This window comes from Actinoplanes sp. DH11 (assembly GCF_020873875.1).
Taxonomy (GTDB): Bacteria; Actinomycetota; Actinomycetes; order Mycobacteriales; family Micromonosporaceae; genus Actinoplanes.
On sequence record NZ_JAHWGU010000022.1, the window covers coordinates 68,748 to 91,482 of the forward strand.

36 protein-coding genes are annotated in these 22,735 nt (G+C 66.6%); all 36 read right to left on the minus strand.

Annotated features, from left to right (window positions below; translation table 11 throughout):
* Positions 1–26: 26 nt before the first annotated feature.
* On the minus strand, positions 27–596 hold the full coding sequence (gene rplQ / locus LPA41_RS28265) for a 50S ribosomal protein L17 (RefSeq protein ID WP_229073945.1): 570 nt from the start codon (positions 594–596) through the stop codon (positions 27–29).
* An 80-nt stretch (positions 597–676) separates the two neighbouring features.
* On the minus strand, positions 677–1,699 hold the full coding sequence (locus tag LPA41_RS28270) for a DNA-directed RNA polymerase subunit alpha (protein ID WP_014440749.1): 1,023 nt from the start codon (positions 1,697–1,699) through the stop codon (positions 677–679).
* Between the two features lie 90 nt (positions 1,700–1,789).
* The gene (rpsD, locus tag LPA41_RS28275; protein ID WP_229073946.1) at positions 1,790–2,416 is read right to left on the minus strand and encodes a 30S ribosomal protein S4; all 627 of its coding nucleotides are present in this window, start codon (positions 2,414–2,416) and stop codon (positions 1,790–1,792) included.
* 13 nt (positions 2,417–2,429) lie between these two features.
* A complete protein-coding gene (gene rpsK, locus LPA41_RS28280) occupies positions 2,430–2,837 on the minus strand; it encodes a 30S ribosomal protein S11 (RefSeq protein WP_014440747.1) in 408 nt (135 codons plus the stop codon).
* Positions 2,838–2,854: 17 nt separating this feature from the next.
* Entirely contained in the window at positions 2,855–3,235 is a 381-nt protein-coding gene (gene rpsM, locus LPA41_RS28285) for a 30S ribosomal protein S13 (protein ID WP_229073947.1), read from the minus strand.
* A gap of 168 nt (positions 3,236–3,403) precedes the next feature.
* Complete coding sequence (gene rpmJ / locus LPA41_RS28290; protein WP_014440745.1) at positions 3,404–3,520, minus strand: 50S ribosomal protein L36; 117 nt, start codon at positions 3,518–3,520, stop codon at positions 3,404–3,406.
* 95 nt (positions 3,521–3,615) lie between these two features.
* The gene (gene infA / locus LPA41_RS28295; RefSeq protein ID WP_007073013.1) at positions 3,616–3,837 is read right to left on the minus strand and encodes a translation initiation factor IF-1; all 222 of its coding nucleotides are present in this window, start codon (positions 3,835–3,837) and stop codon (positions 3,616–3,618) included.
* A 236-nt stretch (positions 3,838–4,073) separates the two neighbouring features.
* Positions 4,074–4,499, minus strand: a complete 426-nt coding sequence (locus LPA41_RS28300; protein WP_229073948.1) for a DUF1707 domain-containing protein — start codon at positions 4,497–4,499, stop codon at positions 4,074–4,076.
* Positions 4,500–4,613: 114 nt separating this feature from the next.
* Entirely contained in the window at positions 4,614–5,447 is an 834-nt protein-coding gene (gene map / locus LPA41_RS28305; protein ID WP_229073949.1) for a type I methionyl aminopeptidase, read from the minus strand.
* A gap of 1 nt (position 5,448) precedes the next feature.
* The gene (locus LPA41_RS28310) at positions 5,449–6,102 is read right to left on the minus strand and encodes an adenylate kinase (RefSeq protein WP_229073950.1); all 654 of its coding nucleotides are present in this window, start codon (positions 6,100–6,102) and stop codon (positions 5,449–5,451) included.
* Between the two features lie 74 nt (positions 6,103–6,176).
* The gene (gene secY / locus LPA41_RS28315) at positions 6,177–7,517 is read right to left on the minus strand and encodes a preprotein translocase subunit SecY (protein WP_229073951.1); all 1,341 of its coding nucleotides are present in this window, start codon (positions 7,515–7,517) and stop codon (positions 6,177–6,179) included.
* Positions 7,518–7,973: 456 nt separating this feature from the next.
* Complete coding sequence (gene rplO / locus LPA41_RS28320) at positions 7,974–8,423, minus strand: 50S ribosomal protein L15 (protein ID WP_229073952.1); 450 nt, start codon at positions 8,421–8,423, stop codon at positions 7,974–7,976.
* Positions 8,423–8,605, minus strand: a complete 183-nt coding sequence (gene rpmD / locus LPA41_RS28325; protein WP_229073953.1) for a 50S ribosomal protein L30 — start codon at positions 8,603–8,605, stop codon at positions 8,423–8,425. Before rpmD ends, rplO begins: the two co-directional genes overlap by 1 nt.
* A complete protein-coding gene (rpsE, locus tag LPA41_RS28330; protein WP_111648495.1) occupies positions 8,605–9,228 on the minus strand; it encodes a 30S ribosomal protein S5 in 624 nt (207 codons plus the stop codon). The genes rpmD and rpsE overlap by 1 nt, the downstream gene beginning before the upstream one ends.
* Positions 9,229–9,241: 13 nt before the next feature.
* A complete protein-coding gene (gene rplR / locus LPA41_RS28335) occupies positions 9,242–9,625 on the minus strand; it encodes a 50S ribosomal protein L18 (protein WP_229074032.1) in 384 nt (127 codons plus the stop codon).
* Positions 9,626–9,633: 8 nt separating this feature from the next.
* On the minus strand, positions 9,634–10,173 hold the full coding sequence (gene rplF / locus LPA41_RS28340) for a 50S ribosomal protein L6 (RefSeq protein WP_229073954.1): 540 nt from the start codon (positions 10,171–10,173) through the stop codon (positions 9,634–9,636).
* A gap of 14 nt (positions 10,174–10,187) precedes the next feature.
* Complete coding sequence (gene rpsH, locus LPA41_RS28345) at positions 10,188–10,595, minus strand: 30S ribosomal protein S8 (RefSeq protein ID WP_229073955.1); 408 nt, start codon at positions 10,593–10,595, stop codon at positions 10,188–10,190.
* A 117-nt stretch (positions 10,596–10,712) separates the two neighbouring features.
* On the minus strand, positions 10,713–10,898 hold the full coding sequence (locus tag LPA41_RS28350; protein WP_229073956.1) for a type Z 30S ribosomal protein S14: 186 nt from the start codon (positions 10,896–10,898) through the stop codon (positions 10,713–10,715).
* 2 nt (positions 10,899–10,900) lie between these two features.
* Entirely contained in the window at positions 10,901–11,470 is a 570-nt protein-coding gene (rplE, locus tag LPA41_RS28355) for a 50S ribosomal protein L5 (protein ID WP_229073957.1), read from the minus strand.
* The gene (rplX, locus tag LPA41_RS28360) at positions 11,470–11,790 is read right to left on the minus strand and encodes a 50S ribosomal protein L24 (protein ID WP_229074033.1); all 321 of its coding nucleotides are present in this window, start codon (positions 11,788–11,790) and stop codon (positions 11,470–11,472) included. Before rplX ends, rplE begins: the two co-directional genes overlap by 1 nt.
* Positions 11,787–12,155 carry a 50S ribosomal protein L14 gene (gene rplN, locus LPA41_RS28365; RefSeq protein ID WP_015619002.1) on the minus strand — a complete coding sequence of 123 codons (369 nt, stop codon included), beginning with the start codon at positions 12,153–12,155 and terminating at the stop codon, positions 11,787–11,789. The genes rplX and rplN overlap by 4 nt, the downstream gene beginning before the upstream one ends.
* Positions 12,156–12,299: 144 nt before the next feature.
* Positions 12,300–12,575 carry a 30S ribosomal protein S17 gene (gene rpsQ / locus LPA41_RS28370; RefSeq protein ID WP_229073958.1) on the minus strand — a complete coding sequence of 92 codons (276 nt, stop codon included), beginning with the start codon at positions 12,573–12,575 and terminating at the stop codon, positions 12,300–12,302.
* Positions 12,572–12,805, minus strand: a complete 234-nt coding sequence (rpmC, locus tag LPA41_RS28375) for a 50S ribosomal protein L29 (protein ID WP_229073959.1) — start codon at positions 12,803–12,805, stop codon at positions 12,572–12,574. Before rpmC ends, rpsQ begins: the two co-directional genes overlap by 4 nt.
* Positions 12,805–13,230, minus strand: a complete 426-nt coding sequence (rplP, locus tag LPA41_RS28380; RefSeq protein ID WP_014440729.1) for a 50S ribosomal protein L16 — start codon at positions 13,228–13,230, stop codon at positions 12,805–12,807. Before rplP ends, rpmC begins: the two co-directional genes overlap by 1 nt.
* A gap of 3 nt (positions 13,231–13,233) precedes the next feature.
* The gene (gene rpsC / locus LPA41_RS28385; RefSeq protein ID WP_229073960.1) at positions 13,234–14,091 is read right to left on the minus strand and encodes a 30S ribosomal protein S3; all 858 of its coding nucleotides are present in this window, start codon (positions 14,089–14,091) and stop codon (positions 13,234–13,236) included.
* A complete protein-coding gene (rplV, locus tag LPA41_RS28390) occupies positions 14,091–14,549 on the minus strand; it encodes a 50S ribosomal protein L22 (protein WP_229073961.1) in 459 nt (152 codons plus the stop codon). Before rplV ends, rpsC begins: the two co-directional genes overlap by 1 nt.
* Positions 14,550–14,586: 37 nt before the next feature.
* Positions 14,587–14,868, minus strand: coding sequence for a 30S ribosomal protein S19 (gene rpsS / locus LPA41_RS28395; protein WP_014687760.1), 282 nt, complete (start codon positions 14,866–14,868; stop codon positions 14,587–14,589).
* Positions 14,869–14,880: 12 nt separating this feature from the next.
* On the minus strand, positions 14,881–15,720 hold the full coding sequence (gene rplB, locus LPA41_RS28400) for a 50S ribosomal protein L2 (RefSeq protein WP_229073962.1): 840 nt from the start codon (positions 15,718–15,720) through the stop codon (positions 14,881–14,883).
* A gap of 14 nt (positions 15,721–15,734) precedes the next feature.
* Positions 15,735–16,037, minus strand: a complete 303-nt coding sequence (rplW, locus tag LPA41_RS28405; protein WP_014440724.1) for a 50S ribosomal protein L23 — start codon at positions 16,035–16,037, stop codon at positions 15,735–15,737.
* On the minus strand, positions 16,034–16,684 hold the full coding sequence (rplD, locus tag LPA41_RS28410) for a 50S ribosomal protein L4 (protein ID WP_229073963.1): 651 nt from the start codon (positions 16,682–16,684) through the stop codon (positions 16,034–16,036). The genes rplW and rplD overlap by 4 nt, the downstream gene beginning before the upstream one ends.
* Positions 16,681–17,331 (minus strand): 50S ribosomal protein L3, encoded by a 651-nt coding sequence (gene rplC, locus LPA41_RS28415; RefSeq protein WP_229073964.1) that lies wholly within the window; start codon positions 17,329–17,331, stop codon positions 16,681–16,683. Before rplC ends, rplD begins: the two co-directional genes overlap by 4 nt.
* 12 nt (positions 17,332–17,343) lie before the next feature.
* Complete coding sequence (rpsJ, locus tag LPA41_RS28420; RefSeq protein ID WP_007073037.1) at positions 17,344–17,652, minus strand: 30S ribosomal protein S10; 309 nt, start codon at positions 17,650–17,652, stop codon at positions 17,344–17,346.
* A 375-nt stretch (positions 17,653–18,027) separates the two neighbouring features.
* Positions 18,028–19,221: an elongation factor Tu gene (gene tuf / locus LPA41_RS28425; RefSeq protein ID WP_229073965.1), complete on the minus strand. Its 1,194-nt coding sequence runs from the start codon at positions 19,219–19,221 to the stop codon at positions 18,028–18,030.
* Positions 19,222–19,351: 130 nt separating this feature from the next.
* Positions 19,352–21,448: an elongation factor G gene (gene fusA, locus LPA41_RS28430; RefSeq protein ID WP_374238219.1), complete on the minus strand. Its 2,097-nt coding sequence runs from the start codon at positions 21,446–21,448 to the stop codon at positions 19,352–19,354.
* Between the two features lie 84 nt (positions 21,449–21,532).
* A complete protein-coding gene (rpsG, locus tag LPA41_RS28435) occupies positions 21,533–22,006 on the minus strand; it encodes a 30S ribosomal protein S7 (protein ID WP_229073967.1) in 474 nt (157 codons plus the stop codon).
* A gap of 1 nt (position 22,007) precedes the next feature.
* A complete protein-coding gene (gene rpsL / locus LPA41_RS28440; protein WP_014440718.1) occupies positions 22,008–22,382 on the minus strand; it encodes a 30S ribosomal protein S12 in 375 nt (124 codons plus the stop codon).
* Positions 22,383–22,735: the final 353 nt, after the last annotated feature.

The window sequence follows — 22,735 nt, forward strand, 5'->3', positions numbered from 1 at the left end:
GGGTACCGGGCCTTTCACAGTGGAACTCAGGCCTTGGTGTCGTCGCCCTCGGCCTGGTCGCCGGGGCCCTCGGCACCCTTGTCACCGGAAGCGTTCACCGGCGGCTCGGCGTCCTGGTCCGCGTCGGTGGCGGGAGCGCTCTTCGGCGTCTCCTCCTCCGGCGCGAGCGCCTCGACCTTGTTCTGCTGCGCGGCGGCCTTGCGGGCCGACTTCGCCGGCGCGGTGGTGGCCGCTACCTGAAGCTCCTCGACCAGCTCGATGACCGCCATGGGAGCGGCGTCGCCCTTGCGGGGACCGGTCTTGGTGATCCGGGTGTAACCACCGGGACGGTTGGTGTACCGCGGAGCGATCTGCTCGAACAGGGCGTACACGACGTCCTTGTCCTTCACGACGGTCAGCACCCGGCGCCGGGCGTGCAGGTCGCCGCGCTTGGCCTTCGTGATGAGCTGCTCGGCCAGCGGGCGAAGCCGCTTGGCCTTCGTCTCGGTGGTCTTGATCTTCCCGTGCCGGAAGAGCTCGGTGGCCAGGTTGGCCAGGATGAGCTTCTCGTGTGCCGGGCTGCCGCCGAGGCGGGCACCCTTGGTGGGCGTGGGCATTTCGAATGCTCCTCGTGGATATGTCTTGCAGTGCGGCGGAGCCGCCTCAGGCAGGCAGAGTTATGGCGCGGCAGCAGGTGTTACAGCTGCTCGGTCTCGCGGTAGTCGTCGGTGTCGTAATCCACGTCGCCGAACGAGTCCACGACGTGCGCCGGGTCGAAGGACGGCGCGCTGTCCTTCAGGCCCAAGCCCATTCCGGCGAGCTTCATCTTGACCTCGTCGATCGACTTCTGGCCGAAGTTCCGGATGTCCAGAAGGTCAGCCTCCGTACGCCCTATCAACTCGCCCACGCTGTTGATGCCCTCGCGCTTGAGGCAGTTGTACGACCGGACGGTGAGGTCCAGCTCCTCGATCGGCAGGGCCAGATCGGCGGCCAGCTGAGCGTCCTGCGGCGACGGGCCGATGTCGATGCCCTCGGCGGTCTCGTCCAGCTCACGGCAGAGACCGAACAGCTCGACGAGGGTCGAACCGGCCGAGGCCAGCGCGGTCCGCGGCGAGATCGACGCCTTCGACTCGACGTCGATGATCAGACGGTCGAAGTCGGTGCGCTGCTCGACACGGGTCGCCTCGACGCGGTAGGTCACCTTGAGGACCGGCGAGTAGATCGAGTCGACCGGGATGCGGCCGATCTCGGCGCCGGCGCTCTTGTTCTGCGCCGCCGTGACGTAGCCACGGCCCCGCTCGACGGTGAGCTCCATGTCGAGCCGGCCCTTGCTGTTGAGCGTGGCCAGCTTCAGGTCGGGGTTGTGCACGGAGACACCGGCCGGGGGCTGGATGTCACCGGCGGTCACGTCGCCCGGGCCCTGCTTGCGCAGGTACATGCTGACCGGCTCGTCGTGCTCGGAGCTGACGGTCAGTTCCTTGACGTTCATGACCAGCTCGACCACGTCCTCCTTGACACCGGGGATCGTGGTGAACTCGTGCAGCACGCCGTCGATCTTGATGCTGGTCACCGCCGCGCCCGGGATGGACGACAGCAGGGTCCGGCGCAGCGAGTTACCGAGGGTGTAGCCGAAGCCCGGCTCCAGAGGCTCGATGGTGAACCGGGAGCGGGTCTCGCTGAGCGACTCCTCCGAGAGGGTCGGCCGCTGGCTGATGAGCACGCTGTTCTTCTTTCTGTCAGGCCAACCGCTATTTGATGGCCGTCTGGTGGATCAGGGCGCCGGTCGGATGGACCGGCGCCCTCGGAGCGACTACTTGGAGTAGAGCTCGACGATCAACTGCTCCTGGACCTGCGTGTCGATGACAGCGCGGGCCGGGATCGAGTGGATCAGGATCTTCATCTCGGCCGGGATCGGCTCGAGCCACGCCGGAACGGGGCGGGAGCCGGCCTGCGCCTGCGCCACCACGAACGGGGTCATTTCCTTCGACTTCTCACGCACGGTGACGATGTCGTGTTCCTTGACCCGGTACGACGGGATGTCGACCTTCACGCCGTTGACCAGGAAGTGGCCGTGCTTGACCAGCTGCCGGGCCATGTCCCGGGAGGCGGCGTAGCCGGCCCGGTAGACCACGTTGTCGAGACGGGTCTCGAGGATCTGCAGCAGCACCTCACCGGTCTTGCCGGGCTTGGTGACAGCCTCCTCGTAGTAACCGCGGAACTGCTTCTCCAGCACGCCGTACGCGCGACGGGCCTTCTGCTTCTCGCGGTGCTGGATCAGGTACTCGCTCTCCTTGACCCGGCCACGGCCGTGCTGGCCGGGCGGGAAGGGACGCGATTCGAACGGGCACTTCGGACCGTCGCACTTGCTGCCCTTGAGGAACAGCTTCATCTTCTCGCGGCGGCAGCGCTTGCAGTCAGCACCGGTGTAACGAGCCATCAGTCAATCCCCCTTAGACCCGGCGACGCTTCGGCGGGCGGCAGCCGTTGTGCGGCTGCGGCGTGACGTCGGAGATCTGTCCGACTTCGAGGCCGGCGGCCTGCAGCGAACGGATCGCCGTCTCCCGGCCGGAACCGGGACCCTTGACGAAGACGTCGACCTTGCGCATGCCGTGCTCCATGGCACGACGCGCGGCGGCCTCGGCGGCCAGCTGCGCGGCGAAGGGGGTCGACTTGCGGGAGCCCTTGAAGCCCACCTGGCCGGACGAGGCCCAGGAGATGACAGCACCGGTCGGGTCGGTGATCGACACGATGGTGTTGTTGAAGGTGCTCTTGATGTGCGCCTGCCCGTGGGCGACGTTCTTGCGTTCCTTGCGCCGGACCTTCTTGACTGCGGCCCCTGCGCGTGCCTTCGGTGGCATAAGTCAGTGCGCTCCTATTACTTCCGACCGGGCTTCTTCTTACCGGCGACCGTGCGCTTCGGGCCCTTACGGGTACGAGCGTTGGTCCGGGTCCGCTGACCCCGCACGGGCAGGCCCTTGCGGTGACGGATGCCGGCGTAGCAGCCGATCTCAACCTTGCGGCGGATGTCCGCAGCGACCTCGCGGCGCAGGTCGCCTTCAACCTTGAAGTTGCCCTCGATGTAGTCGCGGAGCTGGACGAGCTCCTCGTCTGTGAGGTCCTTGGCGCGCTTGTTCAGGTCAATCGCGGTAGCAGTCAGTGCCTCGACGGCACGGGTGCGACCGATGCCGAAGATGTAGGTGAGCGCGATCTCCATCCGCTTTTCGCGGGGGAGATCAACGCCGACGAGACGAGCCATTGGCGGGCGTACTCCTCAGGTTTCTCACGGAGGTCTGTGCCAGTCCCATCCCGCCTGCCCGGGCGGGCCCCGGCCTCCGACCGGGGGTGTGGCCGCGATTCACCGAGTTCCGGTGACGCGACTGGGACGAGCTTGTTCGGTGGTACGGATCTTGCGTTGAGGCTGGTGTCAGCCCTGGCGCTGCTTGTGGCGCGGGTCGGTGCTGCAGATGACCATGACCCGGCCGTGCCGCCGGATGACCCGGCAGTTGTTGCAGATCCGCTTGACGCTCGGCTTGACCTTCACGGTTTGCCTTAACTCTCAGTCAGACGGGATGTGGAATCCCCCGCGACCCGATTCAAAGAACGATCACCGACCTGGCCGCAGCCAGGCCGGGAAGGTCACTTGTAGCGGTAGACGATGCGCCCACGGGTCAGGTCGTACGGCGAGAGCTCGACGACGACCCTGTCCTCGGGAAGGATGCGGATGTAGTGCTGCCGCATCTTGCCGGAGATGTGTGCCAGGACCTTGTGACCATTAGCGAGCTCAACGCGGAACATAGCGTTCGGTAGAGGCTCGATCACTCGGCCTTCGATCTCGATGGCTCCGTCTTTCTTAGGCATGTCCTCCGCTACCTGTACATCGGGTTCTTGGGGCAGGCTTCACAACGTCTTCTCCGGGTCGAAAACTCGTCCCGGACCAGCCGCGGCTCCCCCGCCCTCGAAGCGCTGAGGACATGGAGGAGAGGACGCTGTGCGCCAGCAAGCTAGTCTACGCGCCCGGGTCAGGGACGCCAAACCGAGGGTTCCGTGACCCGGAGTCGGGCGTGTCCGTGCCGGACATCTACCACGATATCGGGTCAGTGACGGCGATTGTTCCGATCGCCGAGTCGAGCCAGAACCGCGAAAGCCACCGGGATCAGCACCCAGGCCGGCCAGAAGTAATACGCCTCACCTGAGGCCAGGCTCGTTATCCCCCAGATGATCGTGCAGAGGACGAAGATCCCGATCGCCGGCTGGACACCACCACGGTTCTCCTGCGGCCCGGCGCCCGGATCCGGGTGCGGCGGCTGCATCGGCCGCAACTGCGCCTTGTGTACGGGGACCACGCCCGGCAGATCGTCCAGCAACCCGTCCAGGTCGCCGTAGGTCTTCGCCCCGTAGGCCTTCTGGATCCGCTCGTCGTACTCGCCCAGATCGAGACGGCCCTCGTCGAGCGCGGACTTCAACTGATCCGCGACCCGTTCCCGGTCGGCGTCGCCGGCCCGCATCCCCTCGCGTCCCATGGATCCCAGCATGACAGCCGAGGTCTATTCCATCCACAGTCGTAAGTCCGGCCCCGGCCGGAGGTCCGGCCACAGCCGGCAGATCTGGGTTCGGCCCCGGCAGCTGGTGGAACGCTAGGGCTGGCGGGAGGTCACCAGGTCGCCGAGGCGGGCCCGGCCGCCGTCCGGAGCGGTCGTCACCCAGACGCCGTCGTCCAGCAGCGCCATCGTGTGCTCGACGTGCGCGGCACGGGAGCCGTCCCGGGTGATGACGGTCCAGCCGTCGTCGAGTTCCACCGTGCGCGGCGAACCCATCGTGATCATCGGCTCGATCGCCAGGGCCATGCCCGGGATCACCCGGACACCCCGGCCCGGCTTGCCGTGGTTGAGCACGTGCGGGTCCTGGTGCATCTCGGTGCCGATGCCGTGGCCGCCGTAACCGTCGACGATCCCGTACCGGCCGGCCTTGCGGATGACCTTCTCGATGTTGAACGAGATGTCGGTGAGCCGGCCCCGCCCGTTCGCGGCGCCCCGGGCCGCCGCGGCGATCCCGGCCCACATCGCCTCCTCGGCGACCTCGGCCATCCGCAGCAGTGCCGGATCGGTCTCGCCGACCCCGACGGTGATCGCCGAGTCGCCGTGCCAGCCCTCGAGGATCGCGCCGCAGTCCAGTGAGATCAGGTCACCCTCGCGCAGGATCTGCTCCGTGCTGGGGATGCCGTGCACCACCTGGTCGTTGACCGACGCGCAGATCGAGGCCGGGAAGCCGTGGTAGCCCTTGAACGACGGCACCGCGCCGGCGTCCCGGATCACCTTCTCCGCGACCGCGTCCAGGTCGGCTGTGGAGACACCGGGCGCGATCGCGTCCCGCATGGCGTCCAGTGCGGCCGCCACCACGAGGCCGGCCGCCCGCATCAGCCCGATCTGCTCGGGCGTCTTGAGCTGGATGTTCTGTTCGTTCCGACCCATGTCAACCGCCGTAGGAACGCAGGGCGTCGATCGCGCGCACGGTGACATCCTCCACCGGGCCTGTCGCGTCGATGCCCACAAGCTTGCCCTGAGCGCCGTAGAAGTCCACCAGGGGCGCGGTCTTGTCCGCGTACTCCACCAGGCGGTTCGCGATCGTCTCAGCCTTGTCGTCGTCACGCTGGAACAGCTCGCTGCCGCAGCGGTCGCAGATGTTGTCCTTGCTCGTCGGGTCGAACTCGACGTGCCAGATCTTCCCGCAACCGCGGCAGGTCCGGCGGCCCGAGAGCCGCCGGATCACCTCGTCGTCGTCGACCACGAGCTCCATCACGATGTCCAGCGCGGTGCCCAGGTCGGCGAGGAGCTTGTCCAACGCCGAGGCCTGGGGCACGGTCCGCGGGAAGCCGTCCAGCAGGAAGCCGTCACTGGCGTCCGGCTCGGCGAGCCGGTCGCGCACCATGTTGATGGTCACCTCGTCGGGTACGAGCTGACCGGCGTCCATGTACCGCTTGGCCTCGACACCCAGCGGCGTCCCCTGCGACACGTTGGCCCGGAAAATGTCCCCGGTCGAGATCTTCGGCACGGCGAGATGGGCGGCGATGAACTCAGCCTGGGTCCCCTTGCCGGCCCCAGGGGGGCCCACCAGTACCAGCCGCACCTACATCGCCTCGCTTCGGTCACGAAGAACTACGCCCACCGTCGACGCCAGAGCCCCCCGGCCCCGCGTCCCCACTACCGGAGGAACCCTTCGTAGTTCCGCTGCATGAGTTGGCTCTCGATCTGCTTGACCGTCTCCAGACCCACACCCACCATGATCAGCACCGCTGTACCACCGAACGGGAAGTTCTGGTACTGCTGCGCGTTCAGCCAGATGAAGAAGAAGTTCGGCAGAACCGAGATCAAGGCCAGGTAGAGCGCACCCGGCAGCGTGATACGGCTGAGGATGAAGTCCAGGTAGTCGGCGGTCGGCTTGCCCGGGCGGATGCCCGGCACGAAACCACCGTACTTCTTCATGTTCTCCGCGACCTCGGTCGGGTTGAACGTGATCGAGACGTAGAAGTACGTGAAGAAGATGATCAGCAGGAAGTAGAGGCCGATGTAGATCGGGCTCGTCGGGTCGGCCAGGTTGTTCTGGATCCAGACCTGATAGCTCTTCAAGTTGTTCTGGTCGAAGAACTGCAGGTACAGCTGCGGCAGGTAGAGCAGCGAGGAACCGAAGATGACCGGGACGACACCCGCCTGGTTCACCTTGAGCGGGATGTAGGTGGACGTGCCGCCGTACATCCGCCGGCCGATCATCCGCTTCGCGTACTGCACCGGGATCCGGCGCTGCGCCTGCTCGATGAAGACGACAAGCGCGATGATGACCAGGACCAGGCCGATCACCAGCAGGAACTTGCCGGTGCCGCTCGTGGTCTTGATCGTCCAGCCCTCGCCGGGGAGGCGGGCCGCGATCGAGGTGAAGATCAGGACCGACATGCCGTTGCCAACGCCGCGGTCGGTGATCAGCTCGCCGAGCCACATGACCACGCCGGTGCCGGCGGTCATCGTCATCACCAGGATGGTCAGCGTCAGCCACACCGGAATCCCGGTGTTCTCCGGGATGATCTGGTATGCCGGGTTGTCCTGGTCGCAGACGTTGCCGAACAGCTGACCGGTCCGGGCCAGCGCGACGAACGCGGAGGCCTGCAGGACCGCGAGGCCCAGGGTCAGGTAGCGGGTGTACTGGGTGATCTTCGCCTGGCCGGACTGGCCCTCCTTGCGAAGCTGTTCGAGCCGCGGGATGACCACGGTGAGCAGCTGCAGGATGATCGACGCCGTGATGTACGGCATGATGCCCAGCGCGAAAACGGAGAGCTGGAGCAGCGCACCGCCGGAGAAGAGGTTCAACAGGTTCAGCACGCCGTTGTTCGCCGACTCGGTGAGGGCAAGACATGCCTTCACGTTGGCGTAGGACACACCGGGGCTGGGCAATGTGGCACCGAGACGGTAGATCGCGATAATCGCTACCGTGAAGAGTAGCTTCTTCCGCAGGTCAGGCGTCCGAAGCGCGCTAGAGAAGGCGGACAACAACTGATCCTCCTGCGTGGTCGCCACACTCTGGGTTGCAGTATCCCGGAAGTTCGGGCACACATCATTGGGCAGCCATAGAGGCCGCCAGCGGAGCACTGTATCAGCAACGCCGAGAACTCAACCACCGGCGTCGCACTCGTCCGATGCCCCAGTACAACACAACTGTCCGGCTTCGTGGTCGAACCGGTTGCTTCGAACCCCGGCAAGCCGTGCGGTGCTCGGCCGGTCACCCGTCCCGCGCCGGTACCCACCATACGGCAGCGAACCCGCCTCAGCCCGTCCCTGACGGCGCCGATCCGGCCGCTTGCGCCCAGGGGCTTTCCGAGCGCGCTCGCCGCCTCACGCGGCGCACAGGGCCATTTCCGTACCATCCGACGCCGGCCAGCGGGCCCGGAAACGGCGAAAGGCCGTGGCCCGGACGGATCCGGTGCCACGGCCTTTCGCCGTTCTCACGAGCTACAGCTCGGTGACGGAGCCACCGGCAGCAGCGATCTTCTCCTTGGCGGACTCGCTGAACGCGTGCGCCGACACCGTCAGCGACACACCGCCCAGCTCGCCCGAGCCGAGGACCTTGACCGGCTGGCCCTTGCGGACCGCTCCGGCCTGGACGAGCTCGGCCGGGCCGACCTCGCCACCGTTCGGGAACAGCTCGGCGAGGCGGTCCAGGTTCACGACCTGGAAGACGACCTTGTTGCGCGGCTTGTTCCGGAGGCCCTTCATCTTCGGCAGGCGCATGTGGATGGGCATCTGCCCACCCTCGAACGCGGCCGAGACGTTCTTACGGGCTCCGGTGCCCTTGGTACCGCGACCGGCGGTCTTGCCCTTGGAGCCCTCACCGCGACCCACACGGGTCTTAGCGGTCTTGGCTCCGGGCGCCGGGCGCAGGTGGTGGACCTTGATCGCCATTACTCGACCTCCTCAACACTCACGAGGTGGCTCACGGCGAAGATCATGCCCCGAATCTCGGGACGGTCCTCCTTGACCACCACGTCATTGATCCGCTTGAGGCCGAGCGACCGCAGGGAGTCCCGCTGGTTCTGCTTACGGCCGATACCGGACCGGACCTGGGTGACCTTCAAGCGTGCCATCAGCGCACCGCCGCTTCCGCACGCGCCGCCAGCATCGCAGCCGGCGCCACGTCCTCGACGGGGAGACCGCGGCGGGCCGCGACCATCTCCGGCGACTCGAGGCCCTTCAGAGCGGCCACGGTCGCGTGCACGATGTTGATCGGATTCGACGAGCCGAGGCTCTTCGACAGGATGTCGTGGATGCCCGCGCACTCGAGCACGGCACGCACCGGGCCACCGGCGATAACACCGGTACCAGCGGAAGCCGGCTTGAGCAGGACGACACCCGCGGCAGCCTCGCCCGTGATCGGGTGCGGGATGGTCGCACCGATACGCGGAACCTTGAAGAAGTGCTTCTTGGCCTCCTCGACGCCCTTGGCGATCGCCGCGGGCACCTCCTTGGCCTTTCCGTAGCCGATACCGACGGTGCCGTCACCGTCGCCGACGATCACCAGGGCGGTGAAGCTGAAGCGACGACCACCCTTGACGACCTTCGCGACACGGTTGATCGCGACGACCCGCTCGAGGTGCGGGGTCTTCTCGACGGGCGCGTTGCCGCGGCCGCCCTCGCGGCGGTTGTCCCGGCGGTTGCCACCCTCGGTGTTACCGCCGGACCCGCCGCCTCGGCGCTGCTGACCAGGCATTGGTCAATTCCTCCTAGAACTCGAGTCCGGCTTCGCGGGCGGCGTCCGCAAGCGCGGCAATCCGGCCCGCGTACTTGTTGCCACCGCGGTCGAAGACGACCTTGGAAATGCCCGCGGCCTTGGCCCGCTCGGCCAGGAGCGCGCCGACCTTGCCGGCCAGGGCGCTCTTGTCGCCCTCGCCGCCACGGATCGAGCTGTCCAGCGTCGAGGCGGAAGCGACCGTGTGGCCCTTGAGGTCGTCGATGATCTGGGCGCTGATGTGCCGCGTCGACCGGGTGACGACCAGGCGGGGACGCTCGGCCGTGCCACGCACGTTCTTGCGGACCCGGAAGTGCCGACGCGCCTTGCCAACGGCACGCGCGGCGGCAACCCCGCCGCCGTTGCGGCGCTTGAGCAGCGTGGCGGTCACTTCTTACCTGCCTTTCCAGCCTTGCGGCGGATGACCTCGCCCTGGTACTTGACGCCCTTGCCCTTGTAGGGCTCCGGCGGGCGGATCTTGCGGATGTTCGCAGCGACCTCGCCGACCAGCTGCTTGTCGATACCGGTGACGGTGAACTGCGTCGGCTTCTCCACCGAGAAGGTGATGCCGGCCGGCGGCACGATGTTCACCGGGTGCGAGAAGCCCAGAGCGAACTCCAGGTCCTTGCCCTTGGCGGTCACACGGTAACCGGTGCCGTTGATCTCGAGGGTCTTCTTGTAACCCTCGGTGACACCGACGATCATGTTGGCGACGAGGGTACGCGAGAGGCCGTGGAGCTCCTTGGCCTTGCGCTCGTCGTTGGGGCGGTTGACGTGCAGCTCTCCGCCGTCCTGCGAGACCGTGATGGGCTCGGCGACGGTGTGCGACAGCTCGCCCTTGGGGCCCTTGACCGTGATGGTCTGCCCCTTGATGGTGACGTCGACACCGGCCGGCACCGGGATCGACTTACGTCCGATTCGCGACATGTCAAAGTCTCCAGTTACCAGACGAAGGCGAGGACTTCCCCGCCAACGCTCCGCTTGCGGGCCTGCTTGTCGGTCAGCAGTCCCTGGGACGTCGAAATGATCGCGACACCAAGACCGCCGAGCACGCGGGGAAGCTCGTCGGACTTGGCGTAAACGCGCAGACCGGGCTTCGAGACGCGCTTGATGCCGGCGAGGCTGCGCTCACGGTTCTGGCCGTACTTGAGCTCAACGACCAGACGCTTGCCGACCGCGCCCTCCTCGGGCTCTTCAGCCGACCACGATGCGATGTAACCCTCGGCCTTGAGGACCTCGGCGATGTTCGCCTTGATCTTCGAGTAGGGCATCGTCACCTTGTCGTGGTACGCCTGGTTGGCGTTACGCAGACGCGTGAGCATGTCTGCGATCGGGTCCGTCATCGTCATGGGTATTCGTCAACCTTTCTCGCCGGGGTTCCCGCTGGCGGGCCTACGGCGAAGCGGTATTGCACAAACCCAGCCTCTACTCCGCTGACGAGCGGTGGGCGGGGCCGGTTGGATGGGTTACCAGCTGGCCTTGGACACGCCGGGGAGCTCGCCGCGGTGGGCCATCTCCCGGATGCAGACCCGGCAGAGGCCGAACTTGCGGTACACCGAGTGCGGCCGGCCGCAGCGCTGGCAGCGGGTGTACGCACGCACAGCGAACTTCGGCTTTGCGGCAGCCTTGATGATCAGCGCCTTCTTCGCCATGCTCAGTTCTCCTTGAACGGGAAGCCCAGGAGCTTGAGCAGCGCCCGGCCCTCGTCGTCGGTCTTGGCGGTGGTGACCACCGTGATGTCCATGCCCCGCGGACGATCGATCCGGTCCTGGTCGATCTCGTGGAACACGGACTGCTCGGTCAGGCCGAAGGTGTAGTTGCCGTGACCGTCGAGCTTCCGGCCGTCGAGGCCGCGGAAGTCACGGATACGCGGCAGCGCGATCGAGAGCAGCCGGTCCAGGAACTCCCACATCCGGTCGCCACGAAGGGTGACCTTCGCGCCGATCGGCATGCCCTCGCGCAGCTTGAACTGCGCGATCGACTTGGTCGCCCGGCGGACGAGCGGCTTCTGACCGGTGATGGTGGTCAGGTCACGCACCGCACCGTCGATCAGCTTGGCGTCACGCGCAGCCTCGCCGACACCCATGTTCACGACGACCTTGACCAGGCCGGGGATCTGCATGGGGTTCGCGTACGAGAACTGCTCGTTGATGGCCGGCGCGACCTCGGAGCGGTACTTCTGCTTGAGGCGCGGCAGCGTGGTGGTCTCGGTGGCGGCAGTCATCAGAGTTCCTTACCGGTCGTACGCGCGATGCGGACCTTGTTGCCGTTCTCGTCGATCCGGTAGCCGATCCGCGTCGGCTTGCCCTGGTCGTCCAGCACCTGCACGTTCGAGATGTGAACCGGGGCTTCCTGAGTGACGATGCCGCCGGTCTTCGAGCCCCGCTGGTTGGTGCGGATGCGCTCGTGCTTCTTGATCCGGTTGACGCCCTCGACCAGGACCTTGTCCTGCCGCGGGAAGGCCGCAATGACCTTGCCCTTGGCACCCTTGTCCTTGCCGGCGATGACGACGACCGTGTCGCCCTTCTTGATCTTCACGGTCAGAGCACCTCCGGCGCCAGGCTGATGATCTTCATGAAACGCTTGTCGCGCAGTTCGCGCCCGACCGGGCCGAAGATGCGGGTGCCGCGGGGGTCCCCGCCGTCCTTGATGATGACGGCGGCGTTCTCGTCGAAGCGGATGTACGAGCCGTCCGGGCGCCGCTTCTCCTTGGCCGTGCGGACGATGACCGCCTTGACGACGTCACCCTTCTTCACACCGGCACCGGGGATGGCGTCCTTGACCGTGGCCACGATGACGTCGCCGATGCTCGCGTAACGGCGACCGGAGCCCCCGAGTACGCGGATGCACAGGATCTCCCGGGCACCCGTGTTGTCGGCGACACGCAGTCGCGACTCCTGCTGGATCACGTCTGTCTCCTATGTCTGCCAGTTCTCCGGGAACCTTCACCCGAAGCTTGGCGGAACTTTCACCCTAGCCTTCAGTCCGCATCTGGGCGGTCGGCGGGGTGGTTGACGGGCCGCTGGGCCGGCCCGCGGGCCGGCCCAGCGCACTCACTTGGCCTTTTCGAGGATCTCCACGATCCGCCACCGCTTGGTGGCGGAGAGCGGCCGGGTCTCCATCATCAGGACCCGGTCGCCGATGCCCGCCGAGTTCTGCTCGTCGTGCACCTTCAGCTTGCGGGTACGACGGATGACCTTGCCGTACAGCGCGTGCTTGACCCGGTCCTCGACCTCGACGACGACGGTCTTGTCCATCTTGTCGCTGACCACGAGGCCTTCGCGCACCTTGCGCTGGGCGCGCGGTGCGGCGGCAGTGTTCTCACTCATGCTGTCACCTCATCCGGCGCAACCGAGAGCCCCAGCTCGCGCTCACGCATGATCGTGTAGATCTTCGCGATGTCCTTGCGGACGACCTGCAGCCGACGGTGATTGTCGAGCTGGCCGGTCGCGCGCTGCACGCGAAGGTTGAACAGCTCCGCCTTGGCCTCCTGCACCCGCGAAACCAGCTCCTCGTCGGAGAGTTCGCGCAGCTCGGTTGCCTTAACGCCCGCTGCCATCAGCTTTCACCCACTTCGCGCGTCACGATGCGGCACTTCATCGGGAGCTTGTGGATCGCGCGGCGCATCGCCTCACGCGCGACCGTCTCGTTCGGGAACGACATCTCGAAGAGAATGCGTCCCGGCTTGACGTTCGCCACCCACCACTCGGGAGAACCCTTACCGGAACCCATGCGGGTCTCGGCCGGCTTCTTGGTCAGCGCCTGGTCCGGGAAGATCGAGATCCAGACCTTGCCACCACGCTTGATGTGGCGGGTCATCGCGATACGCGCCGACTCGATCTGCCGGTTGGTCACGTACGCCGGCTCCAGCGCCTGAATACCGAACTCACCGAAGACGACCCGGTTGCCGCCCTTGGACGCGCCACTGCGGTCCGGGTGGTGCGGCTTGCGGAAGCCCTTCGGGGGCTTACGCGGCATCAGCATGTGTCAGCCCTCCTGCTGCGTTTCGGCGGTCGCCGGCGCCGCGGCGACAGCCGCGTCGCTCACCGACTCGCCAGTCGGGGTGTCGGCCTTGGCCTGGGCAGCCGCAGCGCGGCCGGCCTCGGTGCCACCCGCGGTCGTGCCGGACGAACCGGAACGGCCACGACGCGGACGCTCGGGACGGTCGGCGCGGTCCCGGCGCGGACGCGCGGGCGCCTCGGTGGCGACCTCGCGACCCGGAACGGCGTCGCCCTTGTAGATCCAGACCTTCACGCCGATCCGGCCGAACGTGGTACGGGCCTCGAAGAAGCCGTACTCGATGTTGGCGCGAAGCGTGTGCAGCGGGACGCGACCCTCACGGTAGAACTCCGTGCGGCTCATCTCCGCGCCACCGAGGCGGCCGGAGACCTGCACCCGGATGCCCTTGCAGATCGGGTTCTTCATGGCCGACTGCATGGCCTTGCGCATCGCCCGGCGGAAGCTGACCCGGCTGGACAGCTGCTCGGCGACGCCCTGCGCCACGAGCTGAGCGTCCGACTCGGGGCTCTTGACCTCGAGGATGTTCAGCTGGACCTGCTTGCCGGTGAGCTTCTCGAGCTCGCCACGGATCCGGTCGGCCTCCGCACCCTTACGGCCGATGACGATGCCCGGCCGGGCGGTGTGGATGTCGACCCGAACCCGGTCGCGGGTCCGCTCGATGTCCACCTTGGAAATGCCGGCGCGCTCGAGGCCCTTGGACATCATGCGGCGGATCTTGACGTCCTCGCCGATGTAGTCCTTGTAGAGCTTGTCCGCGAACCAACGGCTCTTCCAGTCGGTGGAGATGCCGAGGCGGAACCCGGTGGGGTGAACCTTCTGACCCATTACTCGGCACCCTCCGTGCTCTGGGACTCGGCAGCCTGCGGCTCAGCCGGCTTGTCAGCCTTCTGCGCCGTGGCCTTCTTCGCCGGGCGGGTCGCCTGGACCGCCTCGACCGCGATGGTGATGTGACAGGTGCGCTTGCGGATCCGGTACGCCCGGCCCTGCGCCCGCGGCCGGAACCGCTTGAGCGTCGGACCCTCGTCGACGAACGCCTCACTCACGAGGAGGGCGTCGGGGTCGAGCCGCTCGTTGTTCTCCGCGTTCGCGATGGCGCTGGCGAGCACCTTGTAAACCTGCTCGCTGGCGGCCTGCGGTGCGAACTGCAGGACAGTGAGCGCCTCCTTCGCGGGCAGACCGCGGACGAGGTTGATCACCCGGCGCGCCTTGTTCGGCGAGATGCGCACGTGTCGCGCAACCGCCCGCGCGCCCGGAAGCACCGGAGCGTCGCCCTTGACTGGCATCGCTGTAGCTCCTTGATCCTCTAATCCGTGTATCTGCTTAGCGACGACGGCTCTTGCGGTCGTCCTTCTCGTGACCCTTGAACGTACGGGTCAGAGCGAACTCGCCCAGCTTGTGCCCGACCATGGCCTCGGTGACGAACACCGGGACGTGCTTGCGCCCGTCGTGCACGGCGATCGTGTGCCCGAGCATGTCGGGAATGATCGTCGAGCGTCGCGACCAGGTCTTGATGACGTTCTTCGAGTTCTTCTCGTTCTGGACTTCCACCTTCTTGAGGAGGTGGTCGTCGACGAACGGGCCCTTCTTCAGGCTGCGAGGCATCTTCTACTCCCGTTACCCGCGCTTGCGGGTGGCGTAGCGGCGGCGAACAATCAGCTTGTCGCTCGGCTGGCCCTTGCGACGGGTACGGCCCTCAGGCTTACCCGCCGGGTTCACCGGGTGGCGACCACCCGAGGTCTTACCCTCACCACCACCGTGCGGGTGGTCGACAGGGTTCATGGCGACACCACGGACGGTCGGGCGCTTGCCCTTCCACCGCATACGACCAGCCTTGCCCCAGTTGATGTTCGACTGGTCGGCGTTGCCGATCTCGCCGACGGTGGCGCGGCAGCGCACGTCGACGCGACGGATCTCGCCGGAGGGCATACGCAGCGTGGCGTACACATCCTCACGGCCGAGCAGCTGGATGCCGACGCCGGCCGAACGGGCCAGCTTGGCGCCACCGCCGGGACGAAGCTCCACGTTGTGGACCGTCGTACCGACCGGGATGTTGCGCAGCGGCAGGTTGTTGCCGGGCTTGATGTCGGCGCCAACGCCCGACTCCACCCGGTCACCCTGCTTGAGGTCCTTCGGCGCCACGATGTAGCGCTTCTCGCCATCGGCGTAGTGGAGCAGCGCGATGCGAGCGGTGCGGTTGGGGTCGTACTCGATGTGAGCGACCTTGGCCGGCACGCCGTCCTTGTCGTTCCGCTTGAAGTCGATCAGCCGGTACTGCCGCTTGTGGCCGCCGCCCTGGTGCCGGGTGGTGATCCGGCCGTGAACGTTGCGGCCGCCCTTCTTGGGCAGCGGGACCAGCAGAGACTTCTCCGGCGTCGACCGGGTGATCTCAGCGAAGTCGGCGACGCTCGAGCCGCGACGGCCCGGCGTGGTCGGCTTGTACTTACGGATAGCCATGATTCATGAACCCCTTAGCTGACCGGGCCGCCGAAGGCCTCGATGCGGTCACCGTCAGCCAGCTTCACCATCGCGCGCTTGGTGGCCTTGCGCTGACCCCAACCGGTGCGGGTGCGCTTGCGCTTGCCCTCACGGTTCGCGGTGTTCACGGACAGCACGCGGACGTTGAAGATCTGCTGGATCGCGATCTTGATCTGGGTCTTGTTCGCGTCCGGGTGGACGAGGAACGTGTACCAGTTCTGGTCGAGAACGCTGTAGCTCTTCTCGGAGACCACCGGGGCGACGATGATGTCGCGCGGGTCGGCGATCGTGCTCACTTGTCGCCCTCCTCGGACGTCTCGGCGGAACCGCCCAGGAACTCGTCGAGCGCGGCCTTCGTGAACACGACCTCGTCCGCGACAAGCACGTCGTAGGTGTTCAGCTGGCCGGCCTCGATGAGGTGCACCGTCGGCTCGTTACGCAGCGAGACCCAGTTCAGCTCGTCCTGGCTGTCCAGGACGACGAGAACCTTGGTCGTCTGGGCGACCTTGCGCAGCGTCGCGACGGCGGCCTTGGTCGACGGCGTCTCGCCGGTGACGAAGGCCTCGACGACGAACACGCGGCCGTCCCGGGCCCGGTCGGAGAGGGCGCCACGCAGAGCGGCAGCCTTCATCTTCTTCGGGGTCCGCTGGCTGTAGTCGCGCGGCACGGGGCCGTGCACGACGCCACCACCGGTGAACTGCGGCGCGCGGATCGAGCCCTGACGGGCGCGACCGGTGCCCTTCTGCTTGTACGGCTTCTTGCCGCCACCGGCGACCTCGCCACGCGTCTTGGCCTTCGCCGTGCCCTGGCGGGCCGCGGCGAGCTGCGCCACGACGACCTGGTGCATCAGCGGGATGTTCGCCTGGACGTCGAAGACGTTGCCCGGCAGATCGACCGAGCCGGCCTTGTTGCCCTCAGCGTTGATCACGTCAACCGAGCTCACTTGGCACCGCCCTTCTTCGCTGCGGTACGGACCAGGATCAGCGCGCCCTTGGGACCGGGCACAGCACCCTTGACCAGGATCAGGTTGCGCTCGTTGTCGACCGCCTGGATGGTCAGGTTCTGCACGGTGAAGCGCTGGCCACCCATGCGACCGGCCATCCGGACGCCCTTGAAGACGCGGCCGGGGGTCGCGCAGGCGCCGATCGAGCCGGGCGAGCGGTGCTTGCGCTCGACACCGTGGCTGGCACGCAGACCGTGGAAGCCGTGACGCTTCATGACACCGGCGTAGCCCTTACCGCGGGTCTTGCCGGTGACGTCGATGGACGCGCCGACGGCGAAGCCGTCGACAGTCACTTCCTGGCCGAGCTCGTACTCGCCGGCGTCGGTGGTGCGCAGCTCGACGATGTGGCGGCGCGGCGACACACCGGCCTTGGCGTAGTGGCCGGCCTCAGGCTTGTTGACCTTGCGCGGGTCGATCGAGCCGTATGCCAGCTGGACAGCGGAGTAGCCGTCCTTCTCATCGGTGCGGACCTGGGTCACGACGCACGGGCCGGCCTGCACCACGGTCACCGGGACGACCTTGTTGTTGTCCCAGACCTGGGTCATGCCGAGCTTGGCGCCCAGGATCCCCTTTACTTGCCTGTCCATTTGTCCGGATCCCTACAGCTTGATCTCGATGTCGACGCCAGCCGGCAGGTCGAGGCGCATGAGCGAGTCGACCGTCTTCGGAGTCGGGTCGATGATGTCGATCAGCCGCTTGTGCGTGCGCATCTCGAAGTGCTCGCGCGAGTCCTTGTACTTGTGCGGCGAACGGATCACGCAGAAACGGTTGATCTCCGTGGGCAGCGGCACCGGTCCCGCGACCTGCGCCCCGGTACGCGTCACAGTCTCGACGATCTTCCGTGCCGAGGAGTCGACGACCTCGTGGTCATAGGCCTTGAGCCGGATGCGGATCTTCTGTCCCGCCATGGTGGCTTCTGTTTCCTTCTCTCGATGCCGCTACGTGCGGAAGCGGGTGGCCTCCGCATGCCCGCAGGACCGTTGATCCTGCGTTGTCCGACCCCCGCGGTCGGGCGTGTCGCGCCTTGCCTCAGAATGCTGGGCACTCTGACTCCGCCTCAGTTGCCTGAAGCGGATCGATCACGGGGATCTAGGGTGTCGGGCGGCAAACGAACCACACCCGGACACCCGGCGAGGGTGGGCAACTGTCGAGCGGTCTTGACTCGGACAGCTACCCACCCCGCGCGGACGCAACCTGACTAGTATGCCGGATTCTCGCCAGCAATGCTAATCGGGGTCACCATGAGGGTCGTTCAGGGCTCATCGCCGTGAACAAACCGCCAATTAGACGTTGATCTTCGTGACCGTGCCGGCGCCGACGGTGCGGCCACCCTCACGGATCGCGAACTTCAGGCCCTGCTCCATGGCGATCGGCTGGATCAGCTTCACGGACATGGAGGTGGAGTCGCCGGGCATGACCATCTCGGTGCCCTCGGGCAGCGTGACGACGCCGGTGACGTCCGTGGTGCGGAAGTAGAACTGCGGCCGGTAGTTCTGGAAGAACGGGGTGTGCCGGCCACCCTCCTCCTTCGAGAGGATGTAGACCTGGCCCTCGAACTCCGTGTGCGGAGTAGAGGTGCCCGGCTTCACGACGACCATGCCGCGCTCGACGTCCTCGCGCTTGATGCCGCGGAGCAGCAGGCCGACGTTCTCACCCGCGCGGGCCTCGTCGAGCAGCTTGCGGAACATCTCGATGCCGGTGCAAACGGTCTTGGTCGACTTCTCGCGGATACCCACGATCTCGACCTCCTCGTTCGGCTTGAGGATGCCACGCTCGGCGCGACCGGTCACCACGGTGCCACGGCCGGTGATCGTGAAGACGTCCTCGATCGGCATGAGGAACGGCTTCTCGGTCTCACGCTCGGGCTGCGGGATCGCGGTGTCGACCGCGTTCATCAGCTCCATGAGCTTGCCGGTCCACTCCGGGTCGCCCTCGAGCGCCTTGAGCGCCGACACGCGCACGACCGGCAGGTCGTCGCCCGGGAACTCGTAGGTGCTGAGCAGCTCGCGGACCTCGAGCTCGACGAGCTCCAGGAGCTCCTCGTCCTCGACCATGTCGCTCTTGTTCAGGGCGACGACGATGTACGGAACGCCGACCTGGCGGGCCAGGAGCACGTGCTCCTTGGTCTGCGGCATCGGGCCGTCGGTGGCGGCCACGACCAGGATCGCGCCGTCCATCTGAGCGGCACCGGTGATCATGTTCTTGATGTAGTCGGCGTGGCCGGGGCAGTCCACGTGCGCGTAGTGACGCGACGCGGTCTGGTACTCGACGTGCGCGATCGAGATCGTGATGCCGCGGGCCTTCTCCTCCGGCGCCTTGTCGATCTCGTCGAACGGCGTGTAGGGGTTCAGGTCCGGGTACTCGTCGTGCAGGACCTTCGTGATGGCCGCAGTCAGCGTCGTCTTACCGTGGTCGATGTGACCAATGGTGCCGATGTTGACGTGCGGCTTAGTCCGCTCGAACTTCGCCTTCGCCACTGGTGTCCTCCTGTGGACTGATCATTACTTTTCGCCCGGCACGCCGATAAGGCGCTCAGGACTCTGTCGACTGCTCGTGCACGTGCGGTCCTCGACGGACCGCACGTGCCTCAACGCGTCCGGCGGGGGATTAAGCGCCCGTAGCCTTGGCGATGATCTCCTTTGCCACGTTCCCAGGAACCTCGGCGTAGGAGTCGAACTGCATGCTGTAGCTTGCCCGGCCGGCAGTCTTCGACCGAAGGTCGCCGACATAGCCGAACATCTCCGAGAGCGGCACCAGAGCCTTGACGACGCGGGCGCCGTGACGCTCCTCCATCGACTGGATCATGCCACGACGGGAGTTGAGGTCGCCGATCACGTCACCCATGTTGTCCTCGGGCGTGGTGACCTCGACGGACATCATCGGCTCCAGCAGTGCCGGGTCGGCCTTGCGGGCCGCTTCCTTCATTGCCATGGAGCCGGCGATCTTGAACGCCATCTCGGACGAGTCAACCTCGTGGTACTGACCGTCGAGCAGCGTGAACTTGACACCCACCAGCGGGTAGCCGGCGAGAACGCCGTACTGGAGCGAGTCCTGCGCACCGGCGTCGACCGACGGGATGAACTCCTTCGGCACGCGACCACCGGTGACGGCGTTCACGAACTCGTAGGTCGGGCCGTCCGCGTCGAGCGTCAGCGGCTCCACCCGGACGATGACCTTCGCGTACTGGCCGGAGCCACCGGTCTGCTTCTTGTGGACGTAGTCGAGCTTCTCGACCGTGCCGCGGATGGTCTCGCGGTACGCCACCTGCGGCTTGCCGATGTTCGCCTCGACGTTGAACTCGCGCCGCATGCGGTCCACGAGGATGTCGAGGTGCAGCTCGCCCATGCCGGCGATGATGGTCTGCCCGGTCTCCTCGTCGTTGAAGACGCGGAAGGTCGGGTCCTCCTCGGCGAGACGCTGGATAGCGGTGCCCAGCTTCTCCTGGTCCGACTTGGTCTTCGGCTCGATGGCGACCTGGATGACCGGCTCCGGGAACGTCATCGACTCCAGGATGACCGGCTTGGCCGGGTCGCAGAGCGTGTCACCGGTGGTGGTCTGCTTCAGACCCTGGACGGCGATGATGTCGCCGGCCTGCGCGGTGGTGCGCTCCTCACGCTTGTTCGCGTGCATCTGGTAGATCTTGCCGATGCGCTCCTTGCGGTCCTTGGTGGAGTTGATCACCTGGGTACCGGTCTCGAGCGTGCCGGAGTAGACCCGGACGTAGGTCAGCTTGCCGAGGTGCTTGTCGGTCTGGATCTTGAAGGCCAGGGCCGAGAAGGGCTCGTCGTTCGACGGCTTGCGCAGCAGCGGCGTCTCGCCGTCGGTCGCGGTGCCCTCGATGGCCGGGATGTCCAGCGGCGACGGCAGGAAGTCCACAACGGCGTCCAGCATCGGCTGCACACCCTTGTTCTTGAACGCCGAGCCGCAGAGCACCGGGTTGGCCTTGCTGGCGATCGTGGCGCGGCGGATGGCGGCCTTCATCTCCTCGACCGACACCTCCTCGCCCTCGAGGTACTTCTCCATCACGGCGTCGTCGACGTCGGCGAGGGTCTCGATGAGCTTCTCGCGCCACTCGGCCGCGGAGTCGGCCAGGTCGGCCGGGATCTCCTCGATCGCGTAGTCCTCACCCTTCTGGGTCTCCCCGCGCCAGGTGAGCGCCTGCATGTTGATCAGGTCGACGACGCCGATGTGGTCGCCCTCGAGCCCGATCGGGATCTGAAGAACCAGCGGGGTGGCGTTCAGCCGGTCGATCATCATCTGCACGCAGCGGAAGAAGTCGGCACCGGTCCGGTCGAGCTTGTTGACGAAGCACATCCGGGGGACGTTGTACTTGTCCGCCTGCCGCCAGACGTTCTCGGTCTGCGGCTCGACGCCGGCAACGCCGTCGTAGACCGCCACCGCACCGTCGAGCACACGCAGCGACCGCTCGACCTCGACCGTGAAGTCGACGTGGCCGGGCGTGTCGATGATCTGGATCGTGTGACCCTTCCACTCGCACTTGGTGGCGGCGGAAGTGATGGTGATACCGCGTTCCTGCTCCTGCTCCATCCAGTCCATGACGGCGGCGCCCTCGTGGACCTCACCGATCTTGTACGTGATGCCGGTGTAGAACAGGATTCGCTCGGTCGTCGTGGTCTTACCAGCGTCGATGTGCGCCATGATGCCGATGTTGCGAACATTGGCGAGCGCGTCTGCGGCGGCCACTTCCATCCCTACTTTTCTTCGTCGTCGTCTCGTGGACCGGTACGACTGCCATGGCCCGGCGAGTGGCCGGGCCTCAGCAGGGTCTTACCAGCGGTAGTGCGCGAAGGCCTTGTTGGACTCCGCCATCTTGTGGGTGTCCTCGCGACGCTTGACTGCGGCACCGAGGCCGTTGCTGGCGTCGAGGAGCTCGTTCTGCAGGCGCTCGATCATGGTCTTCTCACGACGGGCCTTGGAGTACTGGACGAGCCAGCGCAGGCCGAGCGTGGTCTGACGCGGGGTGCGGACCTCGACCGGGACCTGGTAGGTCGCGCCACCGACGCGGCGGCTGCGGACCTCGAGGGTCGGCTTCACGTTGTCCATCGCGCGCTTGAGGATGACCACCGGGTCGGTGCCACCGCTCTTGTCGCGGGCACCCTCGAGGGCGCCGTACACGATGCGCTCGGCGAGCTGACGCTTGCCGCCGACCAGGATCTTGTTGACCAGCTGAGTCACCAGCGGGGAGTTGTACACCGGGTCTGCGACCACAGGGTGGCGCGGAGCGGGTCCCTTACGCGGCATATCAGCTCTTCTCCTTCTTCGCGCCGTAACGGCTGCGGGCCTGCTTGCGGTTGCGGACACCCTGGGTGTCCAGCGAACCACGGACGATCTTGTAACGGACGCCCGGAAGGTCCTTAACACGGCCGCCACGCACGAGCACGATGGAGTGCTCCTGCAGGTTGTGACCGACGCCCGGGATGTACGCCGTGACCTCGATCTGGCTGCTCAGCTTCACACGAGCGACCTTGCGCAGCGCAGAGTTCGGCTTCTTGGGGGTAGTGGTGTACACGCGCGTGCACACGCCGCGCCGCTGAGGACTTCCCTTCAGCGCCGGCGTCTTCGTCTTGCTCGTCTTCGCCTGGCGGCCCTTGCGGACCAGCTGCTGGATCGTGGGCACCGGGTTTCTCCGCTCCCTTCGGCCGTTCCTGTTATACGGCCGCACCGAGTGTTTCTGCCTCTGTGTGCCGGCCCGCCCAGGTGGACGAGTCCGGCACCCGCGGTCGGGCGTGTCGTCCGGCTCACGGTCCCGCCGCGCGTGTTACCCACGCGCACCGGGTCTTGTCTTTGTCGGGACGGCAACTCTCACCGAGCTCCGCCCGTCGTGCTGCAAACCCGTCGTACGTTCCGATTCGGGTGCACGCACGAGTTGCCCGGGCGAGCCCGGGCACGAAGGGAAAGATTACCCACCTTGGGCACCCAGGTCAAAATCAGATCAGGCTCCCACGATGGACATCTCCGTATACCAGTGTA

Excerpts from the sequence above, each read along its gene's own strand:
- rplQ (WP_229073945.1), bottom strand. The coding sequence starts at position 596 with ATGCCCACGCCCACCAAGGGTGCCCGCCTCGGCGGCAGCCCGGCACAC.
- rpsD (WP_229073946.1), bottom strand. The coding sequence starts at position 2,416 with ATGGCTCGTTACACCGGTGCTGACTGCAAGCGCTGCCGCCGCGAGAAG.
- rpsK (WP_014440747.1), bottom strand. The coding sequence starts at position 2,837 with ATGCCACCGAAGGCACGCGCAGGGGCCGCAGTCAAGAAGGTCCGGCGC.
- rpsM (WP_229073947.1), bottom strand. The coding sequence starts at position 3,235 with ATGGCTCGTCTCGTCGGCGTTGATCTCCCCCGCGAAAAGCGGATGGAG.
- infA (WP_007073013.1), bottom strand. The coding sequence starts at position 3,837 with ATGCCTAAGAAAGACGGAGCCATCGAGATCGAAGGCCGAGTGATCGAG.
- LPA41_RS28300 (WP_229073948.1), bottom strand. The coding sequence starts at position 4,499 with ATGGGACGCGAGGGGATGCGGGCCGGCGACGCCGACCGGGAACGGGTC.
- map (WP_229073949.1), bottom strand. The coding sequence starts at position 5,447 with ATGGGTCGGAACGAACAGAACATCCAGCTCAAGACGCCCGAGCAGATC.
- rplO (WP_229073952.1), bottom strand. The coding sequence starts at position 8,423 with ATGGCGATCAAGGTCCACCACCTGCGCCCGGCGCCCGGAGCCAAGACC.
- rpmD (WP_229073953.1), bottom strand. The coding sequence starts at position 8,605 with ATGGCACGCTTGAAGGTCACCCAGGTCCGGTCCGGTATCGGCCGTAAG.
- rpsE (WP_111648495.1), bottom strand. The coding sequence starts at position 9,228 with ATGCCTGGTCAGCAGCGCCGAGGCGGCGGGTCCGGCGGTAACACCGAG.
- rplF (WP_229073954.1), bottom strand. The coding sequence starts at position 10,173 with ATGTCGCGAATCGGACGTAAGTCGATCCCGGTGCCGGCCGGTGTCGAC.
- rpsH (WP_229073955.1), bottom strand. The coding sequence starts at position 10,595 with ATGACGATGACGGACCCGATCGCAGACATGCTCACGCGTCTGCGTAAC.
- LPA41_RS28350 (WP_229073956.1), bottom strand. The coding sequence starts at position 10,898 with ATGGCGAAGAAGGCGCTGATCATCAAGGCTGCCGCAAAGCCGAAGTTC.
- rplE (WP_229073957.1), bottom strand. The coding sequence starts at position 11,470 with ATGACTGCCGCCACCGAGACCACCACGCTGCCGCGCCTCAAGCAGAAG.
- rpsQ (WP_229073958.1), bottom strand. The coding sequence starts at position 12,575 with ATGAGTGAGAACACTGCCGCCGCACCGCGCGCCCAGCGCAAGGTGCGC.
- rpmC (WP_229073959.1), bottom strand. The coding sequence starts at position 12,805 with ATGGCAGCGGGCGTTAAGGCAACCGAGCTGCGCGAACTCTCCGACGAG.
- rplP (WP_014440729.1), bottom strand. The coding sequence starts at position 13,230 with ATGCTGATGCCGCGTAAGCCCCCGAAGGGCTTCCGCAAGCCGCACCAC.
- rpsC (WP_229073960.1), bottom strand. The coding sequence starts at position 14,091 with ATGGGTCAGAAGGTTCACCCCACCGGGTTCCGCCTCGGCATCTCCACC.
- rplV (WP_229073961.1), bottom strand. The coding sequence starts at position 14,549 with ATGCCAGTCAAGGGCGACGCTCCGGTGCTTCCGGGCGCGCGGGCGGTT.
- rpsS (WP_014687760.1), bottom strand. The coding sequence starts at position 14,868 with ATGCCTCGCAGCCTGAAGAAGGGCCCGTTCGTCGACGACCACCTCCTC.
- rplB (WP_229073962.1), bottom strand. The coding sequence starts at position 15,720 with ATGGCTATCCGTAAGTACAAGCCGACCACGCCGGGCCGTCGCGGCTCG.
- rplC (WP_229073964.1), bottom strand. The coding sequence starts at position 17,331 with ATGGACAGGCAAGTAAAGGGGATCCTGGGCGCCAAGCTCGGCATGACC.
- rpsJ (WP_007073037.1), bottom strand. The coding sequence starts at position 17,652 with ATGGCGGGACAGAAGATCCGCATCCGGCTCAAGGCCTATGACCACGAG.
- rpsG (WP_229073967.1), bottom strand. The coding sequence starts at position 22,006 with ATGCCGCGTAAGGGACCCGCTCCGCGCCACCCTGTGGTCGCAGACCCG.